18 protein-coding genes are annotated in these 23,985 nt (G+C 56.8%); 8 read left to right on the forward strand and 10 right to left on the reverse strand.

Translation table 11 applies throughout. The annotated features are described in order from the left end of the window. The first annotated feature begins 19 nt into the window (after nt 1-19). On the forward strand, nt 20-1,285 hold the full coding sequence (locus HP15_RS18260; RefSeq protein ID WP_014578829.1) for an EAL domain-containing protein: 1,266 nt from the start codon (nt 20-22) through the stop codon (nt 1,283-1,285). Nucleotides 1,286-1,297: 12 nt separating this feature from the next. Here HP15_RS18260 and HP15_RS18265 read toward each other — a convergent pair whose 3' ends face one another. The 3 genes from HP15_RS18265 to HP15_RS18275 are packed head-to-tail and all read right to left on the reverse strand — an operon-like array spanning nt 1,298 to nt 6,141. Beyond that, nucleotides 1,298-4,444 (reverse strand): efflux RND transporter permease subunit, encoded by a 3,147-nt coding sequence (locus HP15_RS18265; RefSeq protein WP_014578830.1) that lies wholly within the window; start codon nt 4,442-4,444, stop codon nt 1,298-1,300. A gap of 3 nt (nt 4,445-4,447) precedes the next feature. Then, a complete protein-coding gene (locus tag HP15_RS18270; protein ID WP_014578831.1) occupies nt 4,448-5,542 on the reverse strand; it encodes an efflux RND transporter periplasmic adaptor subunit in 1,095 nt (364 codons plus the stop codon). A 38-nt stretch (nt 5,543-5,580) separates the two neighbouring features. Beyond that, the gene (locus HP15_RS18275; RefSeq protein ID WP_008172557.1) at nt 5,581-6,141 is read right to left on the reverse strand and encodes a DUF3833 domain-containing protein; all 561 of its coding nucleotides are present in this window, start codon (nt 6,139-6,141) and stop codon (nt 5,581-5,583) included. Nucleotides 6,142-6,388: 247 nt separating this feature from the next. Here HP15_RS18275 and HP15_RS18280 point away from each other — a divergent pair, with 247 nt between their 5' ends. Together HP15_RS18280 and thpD are read left to right on the forward strand one after the other, a co-directional pair. Further along, on the forward strand, nt 6,389-8,209 hold the full coding sequence (locus HP15_RS18280; RefSeq protein ID WP_041645850.1) for an acyl-CoA dehydrogenase C-terminal domain-containing protein: 1,821 nt from the start codon (nt 6,389-6,391) through the stop codon (nt 8,207-8,209). Nucleotides 8,210-8,373: 164 nt separating this feature from the next. Next, nucleotides 8,374-9,309, forward strand: coding sequence for an ectoine hydroxylase (thpD, locus tag HP15_RS18285; protein ID WP_014578833.1), 936 nt, complete (start codon nt 8,374-8,376; stop codon nt 9,307-9,309). Between the two features lie 2 nt (nt 9,310-9,311). Here thpD and mnmE read toward each other — a convergent pair whose 3' ends face one another. From mnmE to rpmH, 5 genes are all read right to left on the reverse strand, one after another. Then, nucleotides 9,312-10,682 (reverse strand): tRNA uridine-5-carboxymethylaminomethyl(34) synthesis GTPase MnmE, encoded by a 1,371-nt coding sequence (gene mnmE, locus HP15_RS18290; RefSeq protein WP_041645852.1) that lies wholly within the window; start codon nt 10,680-10,682, stop codon nt 9,312-9,314. A 70-nt stretch (nt 10,683-10,752) separates the two neighbouring features. Then, on the reverse strand, nt 10,753-12,468 hold the full coding sequence (gene yidC / locus HP15_RS18295) for a membrane protein insertase YidC (RefSeq protein WP_014578835.1): 1,716 nt from the start codon (nt 12,466-12,468) through the stop codon (nt 10,753-10,755). A 4-nt stretch (nt 12,469-12,472) separates the two neighbouring features. After that, nucleotides 12,473-12,766, reverse strand: a complete 294-nt coding sequence (gene yidD, locus HP15_RS22025; RefSeq protein ID WP_008172546.1) for a membrane protein insertion efficiency factor YidD — start codon at nt 12,764-12,766, stop codon at nt 12,473-12,475. Continuing rightward, a complete protein-coding gene (rnpA, locus tag HP15_RS22030; RefSeq protein ID WP_014578836.1) occupies nt 12,766-13,173 on the reverse strand; it encodes a ribonuclease P protein component in 408 nt (135 codons plus the stop codon). Before rnpA ends, yidD begins: the two co-directional genes overlap by 1 nt. A gap of 14 nt (nt 13,174-13,187) precedes the next feature. Next, nucleotides 13,188-13,322: a 50S ribosomal protein L34 gene (gene rpmH, locus HP15_RS22035; protein WP_008172542.1), complete on the reverse strand. Its 135-nt coding sequence runs from the start codon at nt 13,320-13,322 to the stop codon at nt 13,188-13,190. A 657-nt stretch (nt 13,323-13,979) separates the two neighbouring features. Here rpmH and dnaA point away from each other — a divergent pair. From dnaA to gyrB, 5 genes are all read left to right on the forward strand, one after another. After that, entirely contained in the window at nt 13,980-15,422 is a 1,443-nt protein-coding gene (gene dnaA, locus HP15_RS18305) for a chromosomal replication initiator protein DnaA (RefSeq protein WP_014578837.1), read from the forward strand. A gap of 55 nt (nt 15,423-15,477) precedes the next feature. After that, nucleotides 15,478-16,581 (forward strand): DNA polymerase III subunit beta, encoded by a 1,104-nt coding sequence (gene dnaN, locus HP15_RS18310; RefSeq protein ID WP_008172539.1) that lies wholly within the window; start codon nt 15,478-15,480, stop codon nt 16,579-16,581. Between the two features lie 15 nt (nt 16,582-16,596). Then, nucleotides 16,597-17,868 carry an ABC1 kinase family protein gene (locus HP15_RS18315; RefSeq protein WP_041645856.1) on the forward strand — a complete coding sequence of 424 codons (1,272 nt, stop codon included), beginning with the start codon at nt 16,597-16,599 and terminating at the stop codon, nt 17,866-17,868. A gap of 128 nt (nt 17,869-17,996) precedes the next feature. Then, nucleotides 17,997-19,124, forward strand: coding sequence for a DNA replication/repair protein RecF (gene recF / locus HP15_RS18320; RefSeq protein WP_014578839.1), 1,128 nt, complete (start codon nt 17,997-17,999; stop codon nt 19,122-19,124). Between the two features lie 55 nt (nt 19,125-19,179). Beyond that, the gene (gene gyrB, locus HP15_RS18325) at nt 19,180-21,594 is read left to right on the forward strand and encodes a DNA topoisomerase (ATP-hydrolyzing) subunit B (protein ID WP_008172535.1); all 2,415 of its coding nucleotides are present in this window, start codon (nt 19,180-19,182) and stop codon (nt 21,592-21,594) included. A gap of 100 nt (nt 21,595-21,694) precedes the next feature. Here the strand turns inward: gyrB and HP15_RS18330 are convergent, their stop codons facing one another. Both HP15_RS18330 and gabT read right to left on the reverse strand, forming a co-directional pair. After that, entirely contained in the window at nt 21,695-22,459 is a 765-nt protein-coding gene (locus tag HP15_RS18330; protein WP_008176596.1) for a VC0807 family protein, read from the reverse strand. Between the two features lie 205 nt (nt 22,460-22,664). Next, nucleotides 22,665-23,942, reverse strand: coding sequence for a 4-aminobutyrate--2-oxoglutarate transaminase (gene gabT / locus HP15_RS18335; RefSeq protein ID WP_014578841.1), 1,278 nt, complete (start codon nt 23,940-23,942; stop codon nt 22,665-22,667). Nucleotides 23,943-23,985: the final 43 nt, after the last annotated feature.

Consider the following 23,985-nt stretch of genomic DNA (forward strand, 5'->3'; position numbering starts at 1 on the left):
ACTATAAAGGTTCCTGACCATGAGCAGCGTAGTCCGACTTCCAAGGCGCATCTATCGCGGAGCCGAAATATCCAGGACTCCCAAGATCATCGACGACTATGATTTCAGTTCTGTTTACCAGCCGATCCTGAGCCCAACCCATCGAAAACTGGTTGGCTATGAGGCATTGGTCCGGGTCAGAAAGAACAATGAAAGCATCTCTCCGTTTACGCTTTTCGAACAGGCCGAAAAAAACAACCAGACACCGGAGCTGGATCGGCACCTGTTGCAGCTCCATCTGGACAACTTTGCGGCCAGCTCCCAGGCCGTCTGGCTGTTCCTGAATATCAATCCCGGTACCTGCATCCATCCGGAAGCCTCCCTGGAAAAGCTTGCTCTGCAATGCCAGCGTAGCGGAATCGATCCCGAGAAAGTGGTTCTGGAACTGGTCGAAACCGCGTCCGACAACCCGACCGCACTTCTGGAATTCATCCTCAAGGCCAAAGCACACGGCTTTCAGATCGCTATCGACGATTTCGGTATGGGCGATTCCAATTTTGAGCGCCTGTGGCGCATCAATCCGCTCATTGTGAAACTCGACCGGAGCCTATTGGTAAACGCCGAGAACAACAGTCGCGCCCGAATGCTGCTGGAGAGTCTGGTCAAGATGATCCGCGAAAGCGGCAGCCTCGTGCTTCTGGAAGGGATCGAGAACCACACCCAGGCTCACATTGCCCTGCAAACGGAGGCCGATCTTCTGCAGGGTTTCCTGTTCGCAAGGCCGTCCAACCTGAAACAACACGAGCCGGAGCTGACCGAACAGGCGTTAAAACGGATCATTGCCGATTCCAGCGAGTCATCAGCCCAGGACATACGGGATCAGGAGAGTTATTTCCGACTTCTGCGTTTCGAAATTCTCGAAGCCTGCCATTCCCTGAGCCGGGAGCTGCCGTTCAGCACCGCCTGCAACAAGCTGTTGGAAGTGGATGGCGTAAAACGCTGCTTCCTGCTCAATCCAAAGGGCATCCAGCAAGGCAACCTTGCCCGCGCCAATCCGGACATTCATCGCGGAAAGTTCAATCCGCTGTATCATTCCGCCGGTGCTCAATGGACCCACCGGGAGTACTTCCGGAATGCCCTGGAACGGCCCCAGCACATCAGCAGCTGTCGGCCCTATGTCGGTCTGCCGGACGCAAAACGTACCGTCACCCTGTCAACAATGCTGCCGGGGCAACAGGTCTTCTGCGTCGACATACACCCGGATGAGATGTTTGGCGGCCAGCTGGAGTTCCCGGCCACCCTGTAATCATCCGGTGAGTCAGAAATCGTCGGCGCGTTTCTGTGGCGCGGCGGCCAATCCCGTGCCACCCGCCTGTCCGGACGCCTGACGTTCCAGTTCTTTTTCCACCGCATTGGAAGACTTGGCAAACCGGGCCAACAGGTTGTAGAGCACCGGAATGATGAACAGGGTCAGCGTGGTGGCGAAGATCAGCCCGCCCAGAATGACCATACCAATCGCAGCCCGACTCTCGGCTCCCGCACCGGTGGCAATGACCAGTGGCACGGCACCGAAAATCGTCGATATGGTAGTCATCAATACCGGACGGAAACGCAGACAGGCGCCTTCGAGAATCGCCTCCCGCACCTCGTAACCCTTGTCCCGGAGCTGGTTGGCGAACTCCACGATCAGTATCCCGTTCTTGGCCATCAATCCCAGCAACATGATGATGCCGATCTGGCTATAGATGTTCAGACTGATACCCGTCCACCAGAGCGCCAGGAGAGCCCCGGTTACCGCCAGCGGCACCGACAGCATGATAATCAACGGATGTATCCAGCTTTCAAACTGGGCTGCCAACACCAGGAACACGATGACGAAAGCCAGCGCAAAGGTAACGTAGATTGCCGCCGAGGATTCCTGGAATTCCCGGCTCAGGCCCTTGTAACTGACGCGGGCTTCCGGCGGCAGGTTATCCACAGCCAGGTTGTTCAGGTAGGTCAATGCCGAACCCAGGTCGTAACCATCCGCCAAAGACGCACTGATCACCACAGCGGGCAGGCGGTCGATGCGGCGGAGGTCCGGGTTGGCCCCGATTTCCTGCACGGAAACCAGTGCCTGCAATGGGATCAGGTTACCGCCCTCCCGGGGCCGCAGGAAAATCTGGCCCAGGTCTTCGGGCGTTGCCCGGTTGGCGTCTTCCGCCTGAATGATTACATCGTATTCCCGGCCTCGATCGATGTAAGTGGTTACCTGCCGGGAAGCCAGCATGGTCTGCAAGGTGAGGCCCACGTCTTCCACCGTGATATCCAAATCCGCGGCCCGCTCCCGGTCGATGTTTACCCGCAGTTCCGGCCGGGTCAGCTCGAAATCGGTATCCAGGTCCTGAAGATTGGGGTTTTCCTTGGCCCGCTCCACTATCTCCTGGCTCCAGGCCTGCACCGATTCGTAGTCCGGGCCGGCCACCACAAACTCCACGGCCTGGCTGAACCCCCGCTGACCCAGACCCGGCGGGTTCACGGCCACGGTTCGAATGCCGGACACATCGGCCAACTTTTTGCGGATTTCGCTGGTCACTTCCTGCTGCTTGATCTCCCGATCTTCCCAGGGCACCAGGCCTATGATCATGAACGCGTTGTCCTCTTCATTGCGGAATCCGACGATAGCAAGCAAACGGTTGGCTATCCCCTCGTCCAGATACGGGAGCAGTGTTTCTTCCACTTGCCGAACGTAGTGGTCGGTGTATTCCACCGTTGAGCCACGGGGCGCGCTGGTGGGCATGATAATCACGGCACGGTCTTCGGTCGGCGCCAGCTCCTGAGGCAATTTCGGATACACCACGGCGGCAATGACCAGCCCGACAAGTCCAAGGCCCAGTAACAATCCCGGCTGCCTCAGGGAAAACTCCAACAACCTGCGATAACCATTGGTCAGGCCATTCAGGACCTTTTCACTGGCGGCCCAGAGCCGATGACCTTCTGCCGATTCGGGGCTGTGCCTGAGCCACTTGGAACACAGCATCGGCGCCAGGGTCAGGGCCACGAGGCTCGAAAACACCACTGCCGCCGCCAGGGTAAAGCCGAATTCGGCAAACAACCGGCCAATGTTGCCGCCCATGAAGGAGATGGGGACGAACACCGCCACCAGGGTCAGAGTGGTCGCAATCACGGCGAAGGCAACCTGCTTCGCGCCCCGGTAGGCGGCAAGCAACGGGGGCTCGCCCTCGTCAATCCGGCGCTGGATGTTTTCCAGCATCACGATGGCATCGTCCACCACCAGGCCGATGGCAAGAATCACCGCCAGCAGGGTCAGTACGTTGATGGAAAAACCCAGGAAGCCCAGACCGATAAAGGCACCAATCACCGCAACCGGAATGGTCACCGCGGGAATGAGGGTCGCCCGCCAGGAGCGCAGGAACAGGAAAATAACCAGGATAACCAGTGACACCGCAATGGCGAGCGTGGTGACCACTTCCTTGATGGAAGCCCGGATGAAAATGGATTCGTCGTAGCTTTCCGCGATGGTGACTTCCGGTGGCAGTGTCTCCCGGATCTTCTCCAGCTCGGCGCGGACGGCATCGGAAACCGCAACGGTGTTGGCCTTGGACTGGCGGATAATCCCCATGCCGATGGCGGTCTGGCCATTGGCGCGCAGGCGGCTCACATCCGACTCCACACCCATCTGGACATTGGCCACCTCGCCCAGGCGCAACAGATCATTACCATCCCGGCGAACCACAAGCTCCCGGAACTGTTCCACGTTCGACAGCCGGCCCTCGGCCCGCACGGTGAAATTCCGGGTGGACGAATCCACCGATCCTGCAGGCAGCTCCACGTTGTTGGCACGCAGGGCCCGTTCCACTTCCGCCACGGTGATATCCCGGGCCGCAAGACGTTCGCGGTCCAGCCAGACCCGGATGGCATAGCGCCGTTCGCCGCCAATACGCACGTCGGCAACACCATCGAGTACCGACAACCTGTCCGCCAGGACCCGGTCGGCAAAGTCACTCAATTCGGCACTGTCCCAGACATCACTGCGCAGGGTCACCCACATCATCGGGCGTGCATCGGAATCCGCCTTGCGCACCACCGGTGGATCGGCTTCGTCTGGCAGCTGGTTCGCCACCCGGGACACCGCATCGCGGACATCATTGGCGGCAATATCCACATCCCGCGCCGTGGTAAATTCAATACTGGTTCGGGACTCGCCCTGCTCGGTGGATGATTCGATCGACCGAATACCCTCAATGCCACTGATGGCACCCTCGATCACCTGGGTAATCTGGGTGTCTACCACCTCGGCCGCCGCGCCGGTGTAGTCGGTGGAGATGGAAACAACGGGTGGGTCAATATCCGGGTACTCGCGCACCGGCAGGCCCATCAGGGCTGCCAGACCGAACACAACGATCAGAAGACTGAGGACCGTAGCGAACACCGGCCGCTTGATGGAGACGTCAGAGAGGACCACCGGTTACGACTCCCTGGCCGTAATAAAACGATTCTCGGGAATGGCTTTGTCGTCTTCCAATACCCGAACCCGGTCCCCACTGCTGAGCCGGTCCTGACCGGTCACGATCACCGGGTCTTCCTGGCTCAAACCGCTCGAAACTTCCACAAAACCGGGCATGCGCGACCCCAGGCTCACCGAAACCCGCCGGGCCACACCGTCTTCAGCCACAAACACATATTGTTCATCACCCCGGATCATCACCGCCTGCTCGGGGATTACCAGTGCCTGCCGTTGCCGGAGTGTAAGCGTCGCAGACATGAACTGTCCCGGCCGGAGCAGACCATCCGGGTTATCGATCAGTGCCCGGACAGGCAGCGAACGGCTCAACTCACTGACCCTGGAACCCAACTCCACCAGCTGACCGGAAAAGGTCTGGTCCGGATAGGCCGGCGATGCGCCCCTTACCTCTTGCCCGAGACTTACCTGCCCCAGGAAACGCTCCGGTATCGAAAAGCCCAGTTCCATACGGTCGGTGGTATCCAGGGTAGTCACCGAGGTCCCGGCAGTAATATAGGCACCGACGCTGATGTCACTCAGCCCGACCACACCGGCAAACGGCGCCTCGATCCGGTGGTTTTCCAGACGAACTTGAGCTGACTGGCGCTGTGCCTCGGCGACATCGACTGACGTTCTCAGTTGATCCACCTGGGACTGGGAAATACTGTTGTTCGAGCGCAACCGCTGTGCCCTTTCAAGCTGTCGGCGGGCATCCGCCAGTTGCGCCTCGATCACCTGCAGGTCTGCCCAGGCCTGGCGATCATCAAGCCGCAACAGGACGTCGCCCTGCCCCACCCGGCGGCCGGTTTCCAGATTCAATTCCACCACGCGGCCACTGACTTCCGTGGTCAGTTCAACCGCGTTCAGGGCTTTGAGACTGCCAACGGCGTTGACCACATCCCGTACTGCCTCCATCTGCGGAAGCATGGTGTTAACGGCGCTGGCGGGGCGTTCTCGGCCGCTCTGGGCGGCGGTCCCATCATCGAAGTTCTGATACACAAAGGCGCCGCCGATAGCGACAGCCACCAGTACCAACGCAATCAACCACTGTTTCCACATAGGATTTCCAGGTATTTCGGGGTCAGGTTAGTCGTCTGTTACTTTTTCTGGATGACCAGAACCACCTCGCCCACGTCGATTCCCCACTTGCTCATGGTGGTCTGATTGATCAACGTGTCGGGCGTAATCAGGTACATCCAGTCATCCATGCGTACGTCCAGGGTACCGTCGCCATAGGCCACCTGGAGCACATAATTCATGTGAATTGCATTGCCACTCCAACGCATGGTTCCGGGTTCAACCACGTCACCGGCGTCAGCATGGTAGCCGTCTTCCGCGGGAGTCAGGGTCCAGACGCGGGTCTGCACTTCGCCGTCATCGAAACGGAACACCTCATCCAGGGTGCCTACGCCCTCGTCATCCCATGATGCGCTGATATCCGCATCAAAGGTGCGAATCACCTCACCGGAAAAATTCTTGACCACCCCCCGGGCGGAAAGTTCGCCGGTAAAGAACTCTTCAGGGACCAGCTCTGGCGTGCGGTCGGCGTAGTCCTCGAGCGAGGGACTGGCACAGCCACTGAGCAGCAGTGCCGAAAACAATACCCAGAGTATAGGTGTCGACAGGCGTTTCGATATCTCAGTAAACAGGCTTTGCATGACTTTTACACTCTCTGAACAGGAAAATGTGGGGGTCCTCGGCGCAAGGAAATACGCCGAAACCCTCTTTAGCGATCATTACCCGGAATCCACGATCTCTGCTACGTCATCTCGGCCAATTGTCCATTCTGACAGTCTGCCCGGTGCTTTTCGTCAATGGCAGTGCCCGGGTATTGGCGTAAAACACAAGGCAACGAACGGTGGTTGCCCACCCAAGATTGTTGAGAAAGACACAGAGGATTCCGCTATGCCGGTTTACAAAGCACCCCTGCGCGACATGAAATTCCTGCTGAACGAGGTGTTCGATTACCCGGGTCATTACGCCACCCTGACCAGCGGTGAAAACGCCACGCCCGATATCGTGGACGCGATACTCGGCGAATGCGGAAAGTTTTGTGAAGAGGTGCTGAGCCCACTTTACCTCTCTGGCGACGAAGAAGGCTGCAAACTGGACAACGGTGAAGTCACCACACCCGCCGGTTACCGGGACGCCTACCAGCAATACGCCATGGGGGGCTGGCAGGGACTCTCAGCGCCCGAGGAATACGGCGGCCAGGGCCTTCCCGCGTCCATGGGACTGCTGAAACAGGAAATGATGGGTACCGCCAACTGGCCTTTCTCCATGTATCCGGGGCTGTCCCTGGGGGCCATGAACACGATTTTCCTTCATGGTACGGAAGACCAGAAACAGACCTACCTTGCGCCACTGACGGAGGGCCGCTGGGCCGGCACCATGTGCCTGACCGAACCCCAGTGTGGCACCGATCTGGGCCAGGTAAAGACCAAAGCCGAACCCCAGGCCGACGGCAGCTACCGGCTTACCGGAACCAAGATCTTCATCTCCTCTGGCGACCACGACCTGACCGAGAACATTGTCCACATTGTACTGGCCCGTCTGCCCGACGCCCCCAAGGGCACCCGGGGTATCAGCCTTTTTATCGTACCCAAGTTCCTGCCCGACAGTAACGGCGATGTCGGTGAGCGCAATGGTGTGGTCTGCGGCAGCCTGGAAAAGAAAATGGGCATCAAGGCCTCGGCCACCTGTGTACTGAATTTCGATGGCGCAACCGGTTTTCTCATTGGCCCCGAGAATGACGGCCTCAATTGCATGTTCACTTTCATGAACACCGCCCGTATCGGCACCGCCATTCAGGGCGTCGGGCCGGCGGAGCTGTCCTATCAGTGGGCGTTGGCCTATGCAAAAGATCGGCGCTCCATGCGGGCACTCTCAGGCAAGAAAGAGCCGGACCAGGTCGCCGACAGCCTGATCCATCATGCTGATGTGCGCCGGATGTTACTGACCCAGAAGGCCATCGCCGAAGGCGGTCGGGCCATGCTGTATTACGCGGCCCGCCTGGCCGACCATATGGTAGAAGGATTCACCGAAGGCGACGAGAAAAAGGCCGACAAATACGACGACAAGCTCGGCTTCCTTACACCGATACTGAAGGGCTTTCTCACCGAACTCGGTTGCGAAGCCGCCAACCTGGGGGTACAGGTCTTTGGCGGCCACGGTTACATCCGCGAACACGGCATGGAGCAGATTGTCAGGGATACCCGCATCGCCACCCTGTACGAGGGCACTACCGGTATCCAGGCGCTGGACCTTCTGGGACGAAAAGTATTGCTGATGACCCAGGGCGGCGCGGTGCGCGAGTTCACCCTGAACATTGCCAATTTTGCCCGTAAGCATCTCACCGATAAACGGCTACGGCCCTGGGCTCTGGAACTGCTCAAGCTGACCGGGCAATGGAATCTGCTGACCGTCCGTATCATGCTCGCGGCGCGCAAGGATCGCGATGTGGTGAGTTCCGCATCCTACGATTTTCTGATGTATAGCGGCTACGTCACCATGGCCTATATCTGGCTGCGTCAGGCTGCGGTGGCTGTGGATAAACTCGATAACGGTGGTGAGGAATCCACCGGCTTTTACCAGGCCAAGCTCGCCACCACCGAGTTCTATTTTGAACGTTTGCTGCCCCGGGCCCAGAGCCACGCCACCAGCATGCTCAGCCCCAGCAAAAACCTGATGCAGCTCGACGCCGAAGATCTGGCCTTCACCGGGTAGAGTATCCGATACACCTTATCCCCGGGCCTCGGCCCGGTTTTTTTGCCCTTGAAATACGTCCGCCTGAACCCATCTACCAGGTGCATTTCCGCATTGGAGTTATTAACTCACTGAATTAAATAGAAATGTTCTGATCTCTCGAATAAAAGTAAGGAGGTTCGAATATGGAGACTCGTACTGACGACTTTTATCCCACCCGCCTGGAACGCCCCACCAAAAGCTTTGAACGACAGGATCCCGTGGTGCACAGCAGCGGCTCGGACCGTTCCGACGGACCACTGAGTGAGACTGAGCTGGCACAGTACGAGCGCGACGGTTTTCTGGTCTTCGACAGTTTTCTCGACCAGGCCACGGTGCGCCAGTTCCGGGAGGATTTGCGGGGCTATGAGGACGATGAAAGCATTCTGCGCTCAGAAGGCACCATTACAGAACCCGGCAAGCAGGGAATCCGCTCGATTTTTGGCATTCACGAACTGTCGGACCGATTCGACCGGTTGACCCGGGATCCCAGGATTCTGGCCATGGTGCGTCAGCTTCTGGGCAGTGAAGCCTACATCCACCAGTCCCGGATCAACTTCAAACCCGGTTTCCACGGCAAGGGTTTTGACTGGCACTCGGATTTTGAAACCTGGCACGCCGAGGACGGCATGCCACGGATGCGGGCAGTCAGCTTTTCCATCGCCCTCACCGACAACACGCCTTTCAACGGCCCCCTGATGCTCATTCCCGGTTCCCACAAGACCTTTGTGCCCTGCGTTGGCCGCACACCGGAGGACAACTACCAGTCGTCGCTGAAAAAACAGGAACTGGGTGTTCCCAACAATCGGGACCTGGCAGCCATGGCGGATGACTACGGTATCAAAGCGCCAACCGGCCCTGCCGGCTCGCTGATCATCTTCGAGTGCAACACGCTCCACGCCTCCAATGCCAATATGTCGCCCTGGCCGCGCAGCAACCTGTTTTTCGTCTATAACAGTGTGGAAAACCAGCTCCAGGCCCCATTCTGCGGCAACAAACCGCGCCCGGATTTCCTGGGCAACCGCACCAGCACTGAGGCATTGATGCCAGTTACCTCCGAGGAACGCCGGAAGACCGGTTAGCGCTATTTACCGATACAGAAGCTGCTGAAGATCTTGCCCAGTAACTCATCAGGCGTCAGATGCCCGGTGATCTCGCCCAGGCTATCCTGGGCGGCACGCAGGTCTTCAGCCAGAAGCTCGCCGGCACCGAAACCCTCCAGCTGGCTCTGGCCCTGGATCAGCAGGGCCTGGGCGCGCTCCAGAGCATCAAGATGGCGGCGCCGGGCGAGGAAACCACCTTCTGTGGTGCTGGCAAACCCCATGCATTGTTTGAGATGGTCCCGGAGGATCTCCAGGCCTTCCGCAGACTTTGCTGCCAAACGGATCACCGGCGCGCTCTGGTGGTCTTCGGCACTGATACCGACCGTTTCACCAGAGAGGTCCACTTTATTCCGTATCACCGTCACCGGGGCGTTGGCCGGTAGCTGGTCGATGAAATCCGGCCAGATTTCATGGGGACTGGTCTTCTCGGTGGTAGTCGCATCCACCATCAGAAGAATGCGATCGGCCTGACGGATTTCCTCCCAGGCCCGGGCAATACCGATCTGTTCCACTTCGTCCGGGCTGTCCCGCAGGCCGGCGGTATCAATAATGTGCAGGGGCATCCCATCGATGTGGATATGCTCCCGCAGAACATCACGGGTTGTGCCCTCAATCGCCGTAACAATGGCCGCTTCGCGACCGGCCAGGGCATTGAGGAGACTCGACTTGCCGGCATTAGGCCTTCCGCCGATCACCACTTTCATGCCGTCACGAAGAATCGTTCCCTGCTGGGCTTCGGCCAGGATTTTCCCGAGCCGCTCCAGGAGGTTTTGAAGGTCACTGGCTACCTTGCCGTCGGCCAGGAAGTCGATTTCCTCCTCTGGAAAATCGATCGCCGCCTCCACGTAGATCCGTAGATGAGTGACCGCGTCCACCAGATCCTCGATCTGCCTGGAGAACACACCCTGCATCGAACGAACCGCGCAGCGGGCCGCCTGTTCCGAACTGCTTTCAATCAGGTCGGCAATCGCTTCGGCCTGGGCCAGGTCCAGTTTGTCGTTCAGAAACGCCCGCTCGGAAAACTCGCCGGGCCGGGCGAGCCTTGCACCCTGGCCGCACACCTCACGGAGCAGAAGATCGAGAATCACCGTACCACCGTGCCCCTGAAGCTCGAACACATCTTCGCCGGTGAACGAGTGGGGGTTGGGGAAAAACAGGCCGATGCCCTCGTCTATTAACTCGCCATGGCTGTCATGGAAGGGGCCGTAATGGGCGTATCGCGGTTTCGGCTCAAACCCCAGCATCTTTTTTGCAATGGCGAGGGACTTGGGCCCAGAGATACGAACAATGCCAACTCCGGCCTGTCCCGGTGCGGTGGCGATGGCTGCGATGGTGTCAGAACTCTGGCTCATGCTTTTTCCACAGGCTGAAAACAACAAAGGCTCCATACAGGAGCCTTTGCCGGGTCGGTTCGGGCACCGGTCAGTGCTTCTTGCCGGCCATTTCTGCTTCGATCTTGCGGGTAATGTACCACTGCTGGGCAATGGACAGAATATTGTTCACCAGCCAGTACAGAACCAGACCTGCCGGGAACCACAGGAAGAAGACCGTAAAGATCAACGGCATCATCTTCATGATCTTGGCCTGCATCGGATCCGGCGGCGTCGGGTTCAGACTCATCTGAAGGAACATGCTGGCACCCATCAGAATCGGCAGGATGAAGTACGGGTCCATGACCGACAGATCCTGAATCCACAGCATGAATGGCGCGTGGCGAAGCTGAACACTCTCGAACAGAACCCAGTACAGGGAGATGAACACCGGCATCTGCACCAGTATGGGCAGACAGCCACCCAGCGGATTGATCTTCTCCCTCTTGTACAACGCCATCATTTCCTGGGACATGCGCTGCCGGTCGTCTCCGTACAGTTCTTTCAGCCGGGTCAGCTGGGGCGCAACGGCCCGCATCTTGGCCATGGACTTGTAGCTGGTAGCGGACAGATGGAAAAACACCGCCTTGACCAGAACCGTCAGCAGGATGATGGACACGCCCCAGTTGCCAACCAGGCTATGAAACCAGTCCAGAATGATGAACAGCGGCAGCGAAATGAAGAACAACCAGCCGAAATCAACGGTACGGTCGAGGTTCGGAGCCATGCCTTCAAGGCGCTCAATAATCTTCGGCCCAACGTAGGCCCGGGCACCGATCTCTGCGGTTTCGCCCGGCGCCACACTGGTAGCCGGATAAACAAAGCCCATTACATAGTTCGGGCCACGGCGCGTGGTCTGGTACTGGGCGGGAATATCGCGCTCCGGTACCCATGCCGACAGGAAGTAGTGCTGCAGGAAGGCCAGCCAGCCGTTGGTAACCGACTGATTGATCTGGTTTTCCTGTAGGTCTCCGAAATCAAACTTCTCGTAGGGATCTTCCGGAGAGCTGATGACCAGACCCAGGAAGGCCTGGATACCCATGCTGGTCTGGGAGGTCGGGTCCGGGGACTGATCCCGGACGATCTTGCCGGTGAAATTGGCCTGCCATTCTTCACTCGACTGGTTTTCAACCAGATATTTGACGCTAATTTCGTAGCTGTTGCGTTCAAATTCATAACGCTTGGTGATCTGGACGCCATTATCAGAGGTGTAAGTCAGATCTACCTGAAGCTGGTTGTCGCCTTCCGCCAGTTCATAGCTTGCAGCGTCAGCACTGTAGACCGGAGCCGAACCGTTTTTGCGACTATCCGGGCCATCACGACCAATCAGCCCACTTTCCAGAACGTACAGGCGATTCTGCGTGTTGTTCAGGAGCGTCAACGGCTTTTCGCTGTTCAGGGTATCGTCGTAATCAAGCAGCCGTGCTTTTACCAGGTTACCGCTGACCCGATCGATCTGCAGATCGTAGACATCGGTGCGAACTGTGATGAACTGATCGCTGACCGCGGTGGTGGTTTCGGTTGAGCTGATGACAGCCTGACCAGTCTCCGGAGTGGTGAACTCGCCATCACCATCAACCTGAGCGGAGCTGTCCTCCGGAAGCACCATATTGTCGGAATTGCCCATGTTGCCAGCGGTTTGCGAAGGCTGGGATTCAGCGACCTGAGCCGTCTCGGGCGGCTGATGGTAGTCCTCATTCCAGGCAAGCACCATCAGATAACTGACAATAGCCAGGCCGGCAAATAATACGATGCGTTGAATATCCATAGAGTTACTGTCTGGTCTGGGTTGTTGTATGGGAGTGATCAGCGTGTACGCAGGCTGTTGCGGTTTCCGGAGCCCGGGGTTCTGCCGTTCCCGGTACAGGATCATAACCGCCTTCCGCCCAAGGATGACACCTTAACAAACGCCGGATTGCGAGAAATAATCCTTTAAGCGCGCCATGGTGGTTAATGGCTTCAACGGCGTATTGTGAGCAGGTGGGGTAGTGGCGGCAGTGACTGGCCATCAGCGGGCTGATTGCATACTGGTAGAAGCGGATGGGCAGAAGCAGAAGCTTGCGCATTAACCCGTTCCTCGATTGGCAGATTCCGATGGTGCTGCCCGGGATGGCTGAGATTGAGCGTACTTTTTCCTGAGACGTCGCCAGAGGTCATCCATGGATGCCCGAACCGAGTGGTTGTCCAGGGAAACCAGCCCCTGGCGTCCCAGAATCACAAGATCCAGGCCGGGCAGGTCCGTCTGGTGACGAAAACTTTCCCTGACCTGGCGCTTTACCCGGTTTCTCTGGACTGCAAGCTTCAGGTTTTTCTTCGAGAAGATCAAACCAATCCTGGCGTGACCGAGATTATTCGGTGTAGCCAGGATCAGAAAATTCCGGTGCGGAACTTTCAGCTGCACGTCGTTGAAGACTTTGCCGTAATCAGCAGGTCGCAAGAGACGATGTGATTTCGGGAAACTCAAAGCCTTCATGAGGCAATCAGAGCTTACGCGGACAGACGTGCGCGGCCCTTGGCACGACGACGGGAAATAACCTTGCGACCGTTGGCAGTGGCCATACGGGCACGGAAACCGTGAACGCGCTTACGCTTCAGGACGCTTGGTTGAAACGTTCTTTTCATGGTGATGATCTCACAATTCGTAAGTTGGAAATTCAGTAACTGGCTGGAAAATGAACAGCCAAAACAGGAGCGGCATTCTATTCAAATACCGGGGGGAATTCAATGCTTATTGCTAGGGGGTTATGCGCATGCCCGAAATTCGGAATCAGCCAGGTCAGCTAATAAATTCAGTAAGTCTTTTTAGAATTCTTTTAAGGATTAATTATTACTGTTATTAGTACCGCAGGTTTCTGTGGATAAGCGAAGAAAAGATCAGAAAAACAGTTCGTTGGGCGGTTTATAAGGGTATTGATAAGGCGCCCTGAGATCTGTGGACGATGGCAGGGTGAAATGTGGGTAAGTCGTTTTCGAAGGGAGGTGCAAAGTTATCCCCGGTTGCATCCCGTGGTTCCTAACAGGGTTAAACCCGGGCTGTACACACAGGGCTGTGGGTAACTTTCATTGTAGGAATTTTCTGTACACAAGGTTGTAGGTAAGTTCGTAAAAAATTGAAATATAAAGAAATAAATTTCCACAGGCTGTTCATGAACTGGCTTTAGCCCTTTCACTGGAGGGCCGGTCGGGTTAGAATTCGGGGTCATCTCACAGGACAGGAAGTCCCTTGTCCGTTCAGAGACATTTCAGGGTTATCGGGAGCAGGCTGTCGTGCCAAACAGTATGTGGCATCAATGTCTTGAAGTACTCCGGGACGAGTTTCCCGCACAACAGTTCAATACCTGGCTCAGGCCCCTGCAGTCCGATCACCGGGAGGGGCAGCTGATGCTGTTCGCCCCAAACCGTTTTGTCATGGATTGGGTAAACGAAAAGTACCTGCGACGTATCGAAGAGGTGCTTAAGGATCTGAACGGTGGGCAGGCGCCCCGGGTCAATATGAAAGTGGGTTCTGCACCCCGTGAAGGCGAACCGGTCAAACGGTCGGAAGCACCTGCCCGCGTCAACGGTCAGGTTCAGGAAGAGGCCGGCAGCCGGGTAACCGAAGAAGAAAAAGGCGTGGCCGCCACCGTTGCATCCACACCATCCGTGCGCCCGAAGAGTGACACCCAGCGGCGTCCGGTTCAGGTTGAAGGTGACATCAAACACCAAAGCTTCCTCAACGAGGGGTTCACCTTCGAAACCTTTGTGGAAGGCAAATCCAACCAGCTGGCCCGTGCCGCATCCATGCAGGTGGCCGAGAATCCGGGTGGAGCCTACAACCCTCTGTTTTTGTATGGCGGTGTTGGTCTTGGTAAAACACACCTTATGCATGCGATCGGAAACGAAATTGTCCGTCGTAACCCCAAGGCGAAGGTGGCCTATCTCCGTTCGGAGCGTTTTGTTGCCGATATGGTGAAGGCATTGCAGCTCAACGCCATCAACGAGTTCAAGCGCTATTACCGTTCAGTGGACGCGCTGTTGATTGATGATATCCAGTTCTTCGCCCGCAAGGAGCGTTCCCAGGAAGAGTTCTTTCATACCTTTAATGCGTTGTTGGAAGGCGGGCAGCAGGTAATTGTTACCTGCGATCGGTTTCCGAAAGAAATTGTGGATATGGAAGAGCGACTCAAATCGCGGTTTGGCTGGGGCCTGACGGTGATGGTAGAGCCGCCGGAACTGGAAACGCGGGTTGCCATTTTGATGAAAAAGGCTGATCAGGCCAACGTGAAGCTCAGCAGCGAAGCGGCCTTTTTTATTGCCCAGAAGATTCGTTCAAACGTTCGGGAGCTCGAAGGCGCGCTTCGTCTGGTGATAGCGAATGCTCACTTCACTGGCTCTGAAATCACGCCTCCGTTTATCCGGGAGAGCCTGAAAGACCTGTTGGCGCTGCACGAGAAACAGGTGAGCATCGACAACATTCAGCGCACGGTGGCGGAATATTACAAGATCAAGGTGGCCGACCTTCTCTCCAAGCGCCGGACTCGAACGGTGACCCGGCCAAGACAGGTCGCCATGGCGTTGTCGAAGGAGCTGACCAATCACAGCTTGCCGGAGATTGGTGATGCCTTTGGCGGGCGTGACCACACCACCGTATTGCATGCGTGCAAGAAAATCGTGGAGTTGCAGGAGACTGATCCGGGCATCCGCGAGGATTATCAGAATTTTATGAGACTGCTGACCACCTGATGCCGGGCGTTGGCGAACAACATTCACCCTTCCAACATAAAGAAAGCTGAGTGCCATGAAACTGACGATCAGCCGTGAATCCCTGCTTACCCCGCTGCAAAGCATTGCTGGCGTGGTGGAAAAGAAACAGACCATGCCCGTGCTCTCCAACGTCTTGCTGGTGGCCGAGGACAATACCCTGACCCTGACCGGTACCAATATGGAAGTGGAACTGGTGGCGCGGGTAACACCGGTGCATGTAGATCAGCCCGGCCGGATTACCGTTCCGGCCCGCAAGCTGTCCGATATCTCCCGGGCCCTTGGTGACGAGGCGCCGATGGAGCTGTCGCTTGAAGGCGATCGGTTGCACCTGCGGTGTGGCGCCAGCCACTTTACCCTGTCGACCCTGCCGGCGGAGCACTTTCCGAACGTGGAAGACGAAGACGAGAGCTTCCGTCTGGAATTGCCCCAGAAAGAACTCGGCCGAATGCTTGATGCCACGGCGTTCGCCATGGCTCAGCAGGACGTGCGCTACTACCTGAATGGACTGTTGCTGGAAGTGGACAAGGACCATGTGCGGACGGTAGCTACCGACGGCCATCGACTGGCCATGGCACACCTGGAACTGGCCACCAACTGCCCGGAGCTGCGTCAGGTTATTGTTCCGCGCAAAGGGGTACTGGAACTGGCCCGGTTGCTCGATGATGTGGAAACACCGGTGACCCTGGTTATTGGCGATAACCACCTGCGAGCGACGGTGGGGTCTTATACCTTCACCTCGAAACTGATTGAAGGCAAATTTCCCGACTACAATCGCGTAATTCCGCGCGGGGGCGACAAGATCGTCCTGGCGGACCGCGCCACCTTAAAGAATACCCTGCAACGGGCGGGCATCCTGTCCCACGAGAACATCCGCGGCGTGCGCTTGAACCTGGCATCCAATGAACTCCAGGTATTTGCCAACAACCCGGATCAGGAACAGGCCGAAGACGCGCTGCCGGTGGACTATCAGGGCGAATCCCTGCAAATCGGTTTTAATGTAGGCTATCTGGTGGATGTCATGAACGCGCTGGATGAGGACCAGGTAAAAATAACCCTGTCGAATCCGAACAGCAGTGCGTTGATAGAGGCGCAAAACGATAACCGTTGCCTCTATGTTGTCATGCCCATGAGGCTGTAGGAGGAGATGAGATTGATGAGTACCGTAACGAATGGAATCAAAGGCGCCTTCAGGATTGGCCAGACTGTGTCGGTACTCGGGCGCACCGGGATCAACTGGCTTCGGGGGGATCGCCCTCCAACGCCGCGCTTGCTGAGGCAGACGTTTGAATCCCTCGGTGCAACCTACATCAAACTGGGACAGTTCATTGCCAGCTCCCCGACGTTTTTCCCTAAGGAGTATGTCGAGGAGTTCCAGCACTGCCTGGACAGAACACCCAACCTGCCCTTTGGTGTGATCAAGAGAATTATCCGGGAAGAGCTTGGTCGGCCCCTGGAGGAAGTCTATTCGGAAATCGATCCGGTGGCCCTGGCGTCGGCATCGATTGCCCAGGTTCACGCCGCGCGTCTGGTATCCGGTGAAGAAGTGGTGATCAAGGTTCAGAAGCCGGGTGTGGAAAACATTCTCTTAACCGATCTGAACTTCCTGTACCTGTCTGCCCGTATTCTGGAAACTCTGGCACCGAAACTGTCCTGGACCTCCATGTCCGGTATCGTCGAGGAAATCCAGCGGACCATGATGGAAGAGTGCGATTTCATCAAGGAAGCGAACAACCTGAAGGTGTTCCGGGATTTTCTGCATGATACCCATAATGAAGATGCGGCAGTACCGAGGGTGTTCGAACACTGCAGCACCCGGCGGATCCTGACCATGGAGCGGTTCCACGGTGTGTCCCTGACCGATCTGGAAAGTATCCGCGGTTACGCCCGTGATCCGGAGCGAACCCTGATCACGGCCATGAACACCTGGTTCTCCAGTCTGACCCAATGTGAGTTTTTCCACGCGGATGTGCATGCCGGCAACCTGATGGTTCTCAAGGACGGTCGGGTTGGTTTTATCGACTTCGGAATTGTTGGTCGTATCAAGCCGGATACCTGGCAGGCGGTGAGCGATTTCATTTCAGCCGTTATGGTTGGGAATTTCGAGGGAATGGCCGACGCGATGATCCGAATCGGTATTACCCGCCAGACGGTTCGGGTAGATGATCTGGCCAGCGATTTGAGACGGCTGTACCAGCAGATGGATCGAATGGTGCCCGACGAGGTTCCCTATGAGGCGGAGCAGGCAGAAGACGATGTTAATCATATCCTGATGGATATGGTTAAGATCGGCGAAAGCCATGGCCTGCATTTTCCAAGGGAATTTGCTTTGCTACTGAAACAGTTCCTGTATTTCGATCGCTATGTTCACATCCTTGCACCAGAAATGGATGTGTTCATGGACGAACGGTTGAACATGCTCCACTGAGGCTGTCGCCTTGAGCGATTGGCTTTTGTACACTAGGGCAGCGTTACCGACGGGAAGGTAACGCTGCCTTTTTCGTTAAAGGGTTTTGTGTTGTTTCCTGCCCTCATCCCCTTCGAGTCTGCTTTTCTATGGCGCTTGTAAAATTCCAGACTGAGAACTTCCGCAACCTGTCGTCGGCGCCGGTCAGCTTTTCGTCGTCGTTTAATATGCTTTACGGAGAAAATGGAAGCGGCAAAACAAGCGTGCTGGAAGCCATCGGTTATCTGGGATTGGGCCGTTCGTTTCGGGTGAACAGACACCAGGCAGTGGTGAGTCATGGCGAACAACGGCTGACAGTGTTTGGTGGTCTCGATCATGGGTTGGACTCACGCAGGCATGGCAGCGAGACCGATCTGGTGCATCGCCTGGGAATATCCCGGGATGTGGGTCAGAAGGAAACGATGTTACGGGTGGATGGTGAGGCGGTCAGGAGTCTTTCTGCCCTCGCCAAGCATCTGCCGGTATCGGTGATCGATCCTGGTGTTTTTGATGTCGTGGCAGGTGGACCCGGGAAGCGGCGTCAGTTTCTGGACTGGTTAGTGTTCCACGTGGAACCTTCCTTTGGATCTCTCTGGCAACAATGCCAGAGAGTGACATCACAGCGGAATCAAACGCTGAGAAATGGTAGACTAGACGAAGCTTTAATGCGTGTCTGGGATCATCAGTACGCTACCCTGAGTGAGCGCATTACTGAGGCCCGTGCCGGCACCTTTGGCCGGTTCAAGTTGGCTTTTGAAAAGCTGGTTCGGGAAGTAGAGGTACCCTGGACCGAAGGTCTGAAGCTCGAGTATTACCCGGGCTGGGATGTCAGTCGGCCGCTGGCAGAATTACTGGTAGACCATCGGGATCAGGAGCGAAAAGTCGGGCACACATTATATGGTCCGAATCGCGCAGACATCCGGTTGAAGTTTCAGGGCAGGCCTGTTGCCGAAACGTTCTCCCGGGGCCAGCAGAAAACCCTGGTGATTTTGATGAAGATTGCCCAAGGCATGGTGTTGAGTGACATGGGCAAGCAGGTGACCTTTTTGCTCGACGATATTAACGCCGAGTTGGATGAGGGCCATCGCGCCATGCTGGCTATCAGGTTACAGGCATTACGTTGTCAGGTGTTTATCACGTCTATTGAGCGTCCCATGGTGGATCAGCTCTGGCCCGAGGGTAATGCACCGGATTACAGATTGTTCCACGTGGAACATGGCAAATTGACGGAAGAATAAGACCGGTGCGAAGAGCAAAGAATGCTCCGGCCTATCACGCTTCAGGAGTTTCCGAATGAGTGAATCGAACTATAATTCCTCCAGTATCAAAGTCTTGAAAGGGCTGGATGCGGTGCGAAAGCGGCCAGGTATGTACATCGGGGATACCGATGATGGCACTGGCCTGCACCACATGGTCTTTGAATTGGTGGATAACTCCATCGACGAAGCGCTTGCGGGCTACTGCTCAGAGATTGGTGTGATTATCCACCCGGACGAATCGGTAACCGTGAAAGACAACGGACGTGGCATCCCGGTGGACCTCCACGAAGAGGAAGGCGTTTCGGCTGCGGAAGTTATCATGACCGTGCTGCACGCCGGCGGTAAGTTCGACGATAACTCCTACAAGGTGTCCGGCGGTCTTCACGGCGTGGGCGTCTCGGTCGTGAACGCATTGTCCTCTACCCTCACCCTGACCATTCGTAGAGACAACAAGGTTTACGAGCAGACCTATACCCACGGTGTTCCCAATGCACCTCTGGCAGCCGTCGGCGAGACCGACGCATCAGGTACCAAGGTGCATTTCATTCCCTCGCCGGAAACCTTTACCCACATTGAATTCCACTACGACATTCTCGCCAAGCGTCTGCGGGAACTCGCGTTCCTGAACAGTGGCGTGCGCATTCGTCTGACCGACGAGCGTTCTGGCAAGGAAGAAGTCTTCGAGTACGAAGGTGGCCTGCGCGCCTTTGTCGAGCATCTGAATTCCAACAAGACCCCGATCAACCGCGTTTTCCATTTTAATCGCGAGCGCGAAGACGGTATCGCGGTGGAAGTGTCCATGCAGTGGAACGATGCTTTTCAGGAGAACATCTACTGCTTCACCAACAACATCCCCCAGCGCGATGGCGGCACACACCTGGCCGGCTTCCGGGCGGCCCTGACCCGTTCTCTCAATAACTATATCGAGCAGGAAGGTCTGGGCAAGAAGGCGAAAGTTGCGACCTCCGGTGACGATGCCCGGGAAGGCCTGACTGCCATCATCAGCGTCAAGGTTCCGGACCCGAAGTTCTCCTCACAGACCAAGGACAAGCTGGTCTCCTCCGAGGTGAAGACCGCGGTTGAGCAGGAGCTGTACCAGAGTTTTGCGGAGTACCTGCAGGAGCAGCCGAACGAAGCCAAGCTCATCGTCAACAAGATGCTGGAAGCCGCCAGGGCTCGTGAAGCCGCTCGAAAGGCGCGTGACATGACTCGCCGCAAAGGCGCCCTGGATATCGCCGGTCTGCCCGGCAAACTGGCCGACTGCCAGGAGAAGGACCCCGCCCTTTCCGAACTTTACATTGTGGAGGGTGACTCGGCCGGTGGTAGCGCCAAACAGGGCCGTGACCGCAAGACCCAGGCAATCCTTCCGCTGAAAGGTAAGATCCTGAACGTGGAAAAAGCCCGCTTTGACAAGATGCTGTCCTCTGCAGAAGTGGGCACCCTGATCACGGCTCTGGGCTGTGGTATCGGCCGGGAAGAATTCAATCCCGATAAACTGCGTTACCACTCCATTATCATCATGACCGACGCGGACGTGGACGGTTCTCACATCCGGACACTGCTGCTGACCTTCCTGTTCCGTCAGATGCGCGAAATCATCGAGCGTGGCCATGTCTTTATCGCCATGCCGCCGCTTTACAAGGTCAAGCGTGGCAAGCAGGAGCAGTACCTGAAGGACGAGAAGGCCAAGGAAGCTTACCTCACCCAGACCGCTCTGGAAGGTGCCCAGCTCTATGTGAACCCGGAAGCCCCGGCGATCAAGGATTCCGCTCTGGAAACCATGGTCAAGGACTACCAGGCGGTCATGAACATGATTGGGCGACTGTCCCGGGCCTACCCGGCCAAGGTGCTGGAGCAGATGCTCCAGAACGTCACGCTCAAGCCTGAGCATCTGAAGGAAGAAGCTTCCGTGGCTCGCTGGGTTGCGCGTCTCGGCGATGGCCTGGACCTGGATACCCGCACCGGTACCAAATACACCTTCTCGGTCACCAAGGATACCGAGCGGGCGCTGTATCTGCCGAAGGTAACCATCTACGTGCATGGCATTCCCTACGAGCATGTATTCAGCCATGAGTTCTTTGAATCATCCTCGTACGCAGCGATCGCCCGCATGGGTGAAACTCTGGATGGCCTCATTGAAGACGGCGCCTATATCCAACGTGGCGAGCGTAAGCAGCCGGTGCTGTCGTTCGAAGGTGCCCTGGACTGGTTGATGAAAGAGGCCCAGCGCGGTCTGAATATCCAGCGCTATAAGGGTCTTGGCGAGATGAATCCAGAGCAGTTGTGGGAAACCACCATGGATCCGGAGACCCGCCGCATGATGAAAGTGACGATCGAAGACGCCATTGCGGCAGACCAGATCTTCACAACCCTGATGGGCGACGATGTCGAACCGCGTCGTAACTTCATTCAGACCAATGCCCTGGAAGTGACCAACCTGGACGTCTGATCACAACCGTCCAAAAGGCACAAAAAAAAGCGGCGAAGGCTTCAAACCTTCGCCGCTTTTTTTGTTTTCGATCCCGTGCGGCAACGATCCACCGGAGGTTTTATTTACCGGTGCTCGATTCCGACGATTCGTTTCTCTCCCTCTCTTTCTCGGCCAGATGCGGTGCCATCACTTCTTCCAGCGTGTACCCGGTCAGCCGGCGGATGGTGCGCCAGAGATAATAAAAGATCAGCATCATCATAATCATGGAAGGAATGGCGATCATGGGATAGCTCACCAGGGTCATCCGACCAAGCTCTTCATTGAACGCCTCAGTACCGGACGGGCTTACCACGATCCATTTGGCAATCACGTAGTTCATGATGGATGAAAACAGGAAGGTGCCCGCAAAGAAGTAACTCGCCTTGAGCAGGCGGGCCTCGAATTCCTCAACCCGATTGTGTTCTTCAAGGGTCTTATGGATCTTATCGACATCCAGAACACTTGGGTTATACAGAAGGGTGCGTACCAGAGGGTACTTGGTTCGTGTGGAAGCCAGTACCGCCAGACCTATAATCGCGGGAATCGCGGCTTCCTTGATGGCTAACCAACCCGCATCCAGCTCAAGCAGGCCAATGCCGCCTGTCAGCCCGACACTGACCAAACCGAGTACCGCAATGAAGTTTTTCTTGCGGTACTTGATCAGTTCGAACAACCCCCAGCCCAGTGGAAACGCCAGGCCGATGACCAGTGCGTTCACGCTGCCCAGATGTTCTTCGCCACTGAACTTCATCAGGATAACGGATGGAATGATAATACTGACCAGCAAGTCGACCCAGGGCCTTGGCTTGTGGTCCGGAACGTTGGCGGAGCTCGGAGACGTCATGTTCTAGCCTGATTGGTGAAACTGGAGCAGGCCGGAAGGCACTGCCGGAGTAGTCTGGGCAGTATACGATGAATCCAAGTGTGGACGTAACCGCCGTCACCGCACACAGAAGCGGCGGGTTGACTGAATAGACGCTTTCCAAACGGGCATAAAAAAACCGGGCTTATGCCCGGCTTTTCTGTTTCCTCTTGAACGTCAGCGCCGATCAGGCACCCACTTCCTTGAGGCTTTCTTCCACAATCGCCAGCCCTTCTTCCAGCACCTCGTCTTCGATGGTGACCGGCATCAGGAACCGCAAGGTGTTGCCGTACATACCACAGCTCAGGAGAATCAGACCCTTCTCCTTCGCCTTCTTGGTTACCGCCGCTGCCAGTTCCGGCTTGGGCGTACGGCTTTCCTTGCTTTCCACCAGCTCAAACGCAGCCATGGGACCGAGGTTGCGCACATTGTCGACGTGGGCAAACTGTTCCTGCCACTGGCTGAAGCGCTGCTTCAGTTTTTCGCCCAGCGCCTGGGACTTGCCGAGGATGTCCTCTTCCTTGAACACGTCGAATACGGCCAGGGCTGCTGCACAGGCGGTCGGGCTGCCCGTGTAGGTGCCGCCCAGAGAGTTCGGGCCGGACGCGTCCATGTACTTGTCGGTACCGACGATGGCGGAAATCGGCATGCCATCAGCCATACTCTTGGCCATGGTCATCAGATCCGGCTCAACGCCACTGTGCTCGATGGCAAACATCTTGCCGGTCCGGCCAAAGCCGCTCTGCACTTCGTCTGCGATCATCAGGATATCGTTCTCGTCGCAGATCTTGCGGATTTCCTTGAGGAAGCTGGTCGGAGCCGCGTAGAAGCCGCCCTCACCCAGCACCGGCTCGATAACGATCGCTGCGGTGTTGTGGGCCGGGGAATCGGCTTTCATGGCCATTTTCAGGCCGCGCAGTGCTTCATCTTCACTGACGCCGTGGTACGGAACCGGATAAGGCGCGCGATAAACGGTGCCGGGCATGGGGCCGAAATCCGTCTGGTACGGCGCTGCCTTACCGTTCATGGCCATGGTGTAGAAGGTCCGGCCGTGATAACCACCGTCGAAGCAGATGACGTTGGTTTTGCCAGTCGCTGCACGGGCGATCTTCATGGCGTTTTCCAGAGCCTCGGCACCGGAGTTGGCCAGCATTACCTTGGCGTGGCCACGCACAGGAACCACACCGCTGAGCTTCTCCGCCAGTTTCACGTAGCCCTCATAGGGCATAACCGTCTGGCAGGTATGCATCAGCTTGTCCAGCTGTGCCTTGACCGCTTCCACCACCTTCGGGTGGCGATGGCCGATGTTCAGTACGCCGATGCCGCCGGCGAAATCGATCATGCGCTTGCCGTCTGCATCCCACAGCTCTGCATTCGTTGCATGGTCGGCAAACTGTTCATTGGGACTTGCCGCGCCCGCCGCAACGTAGCGTTCTTTGAGTGCCTGCAATTCTTTATTGCTCACTTTGCCATTCTCCCTGGGTTCAGGTTCGAAAGTTTCACCTAAC

The sequence above is a fragment of the Marinobacter adhaerens HP15 genome, assembly GCF_000166295.1.
Taxonomy (GTDB): Bacteria; Pseudomonadota; Gammaproteobacteria; order Pseudomonadales; family Oleiphilaceae; genus Marinobacter; species Marinobacter adhaerens.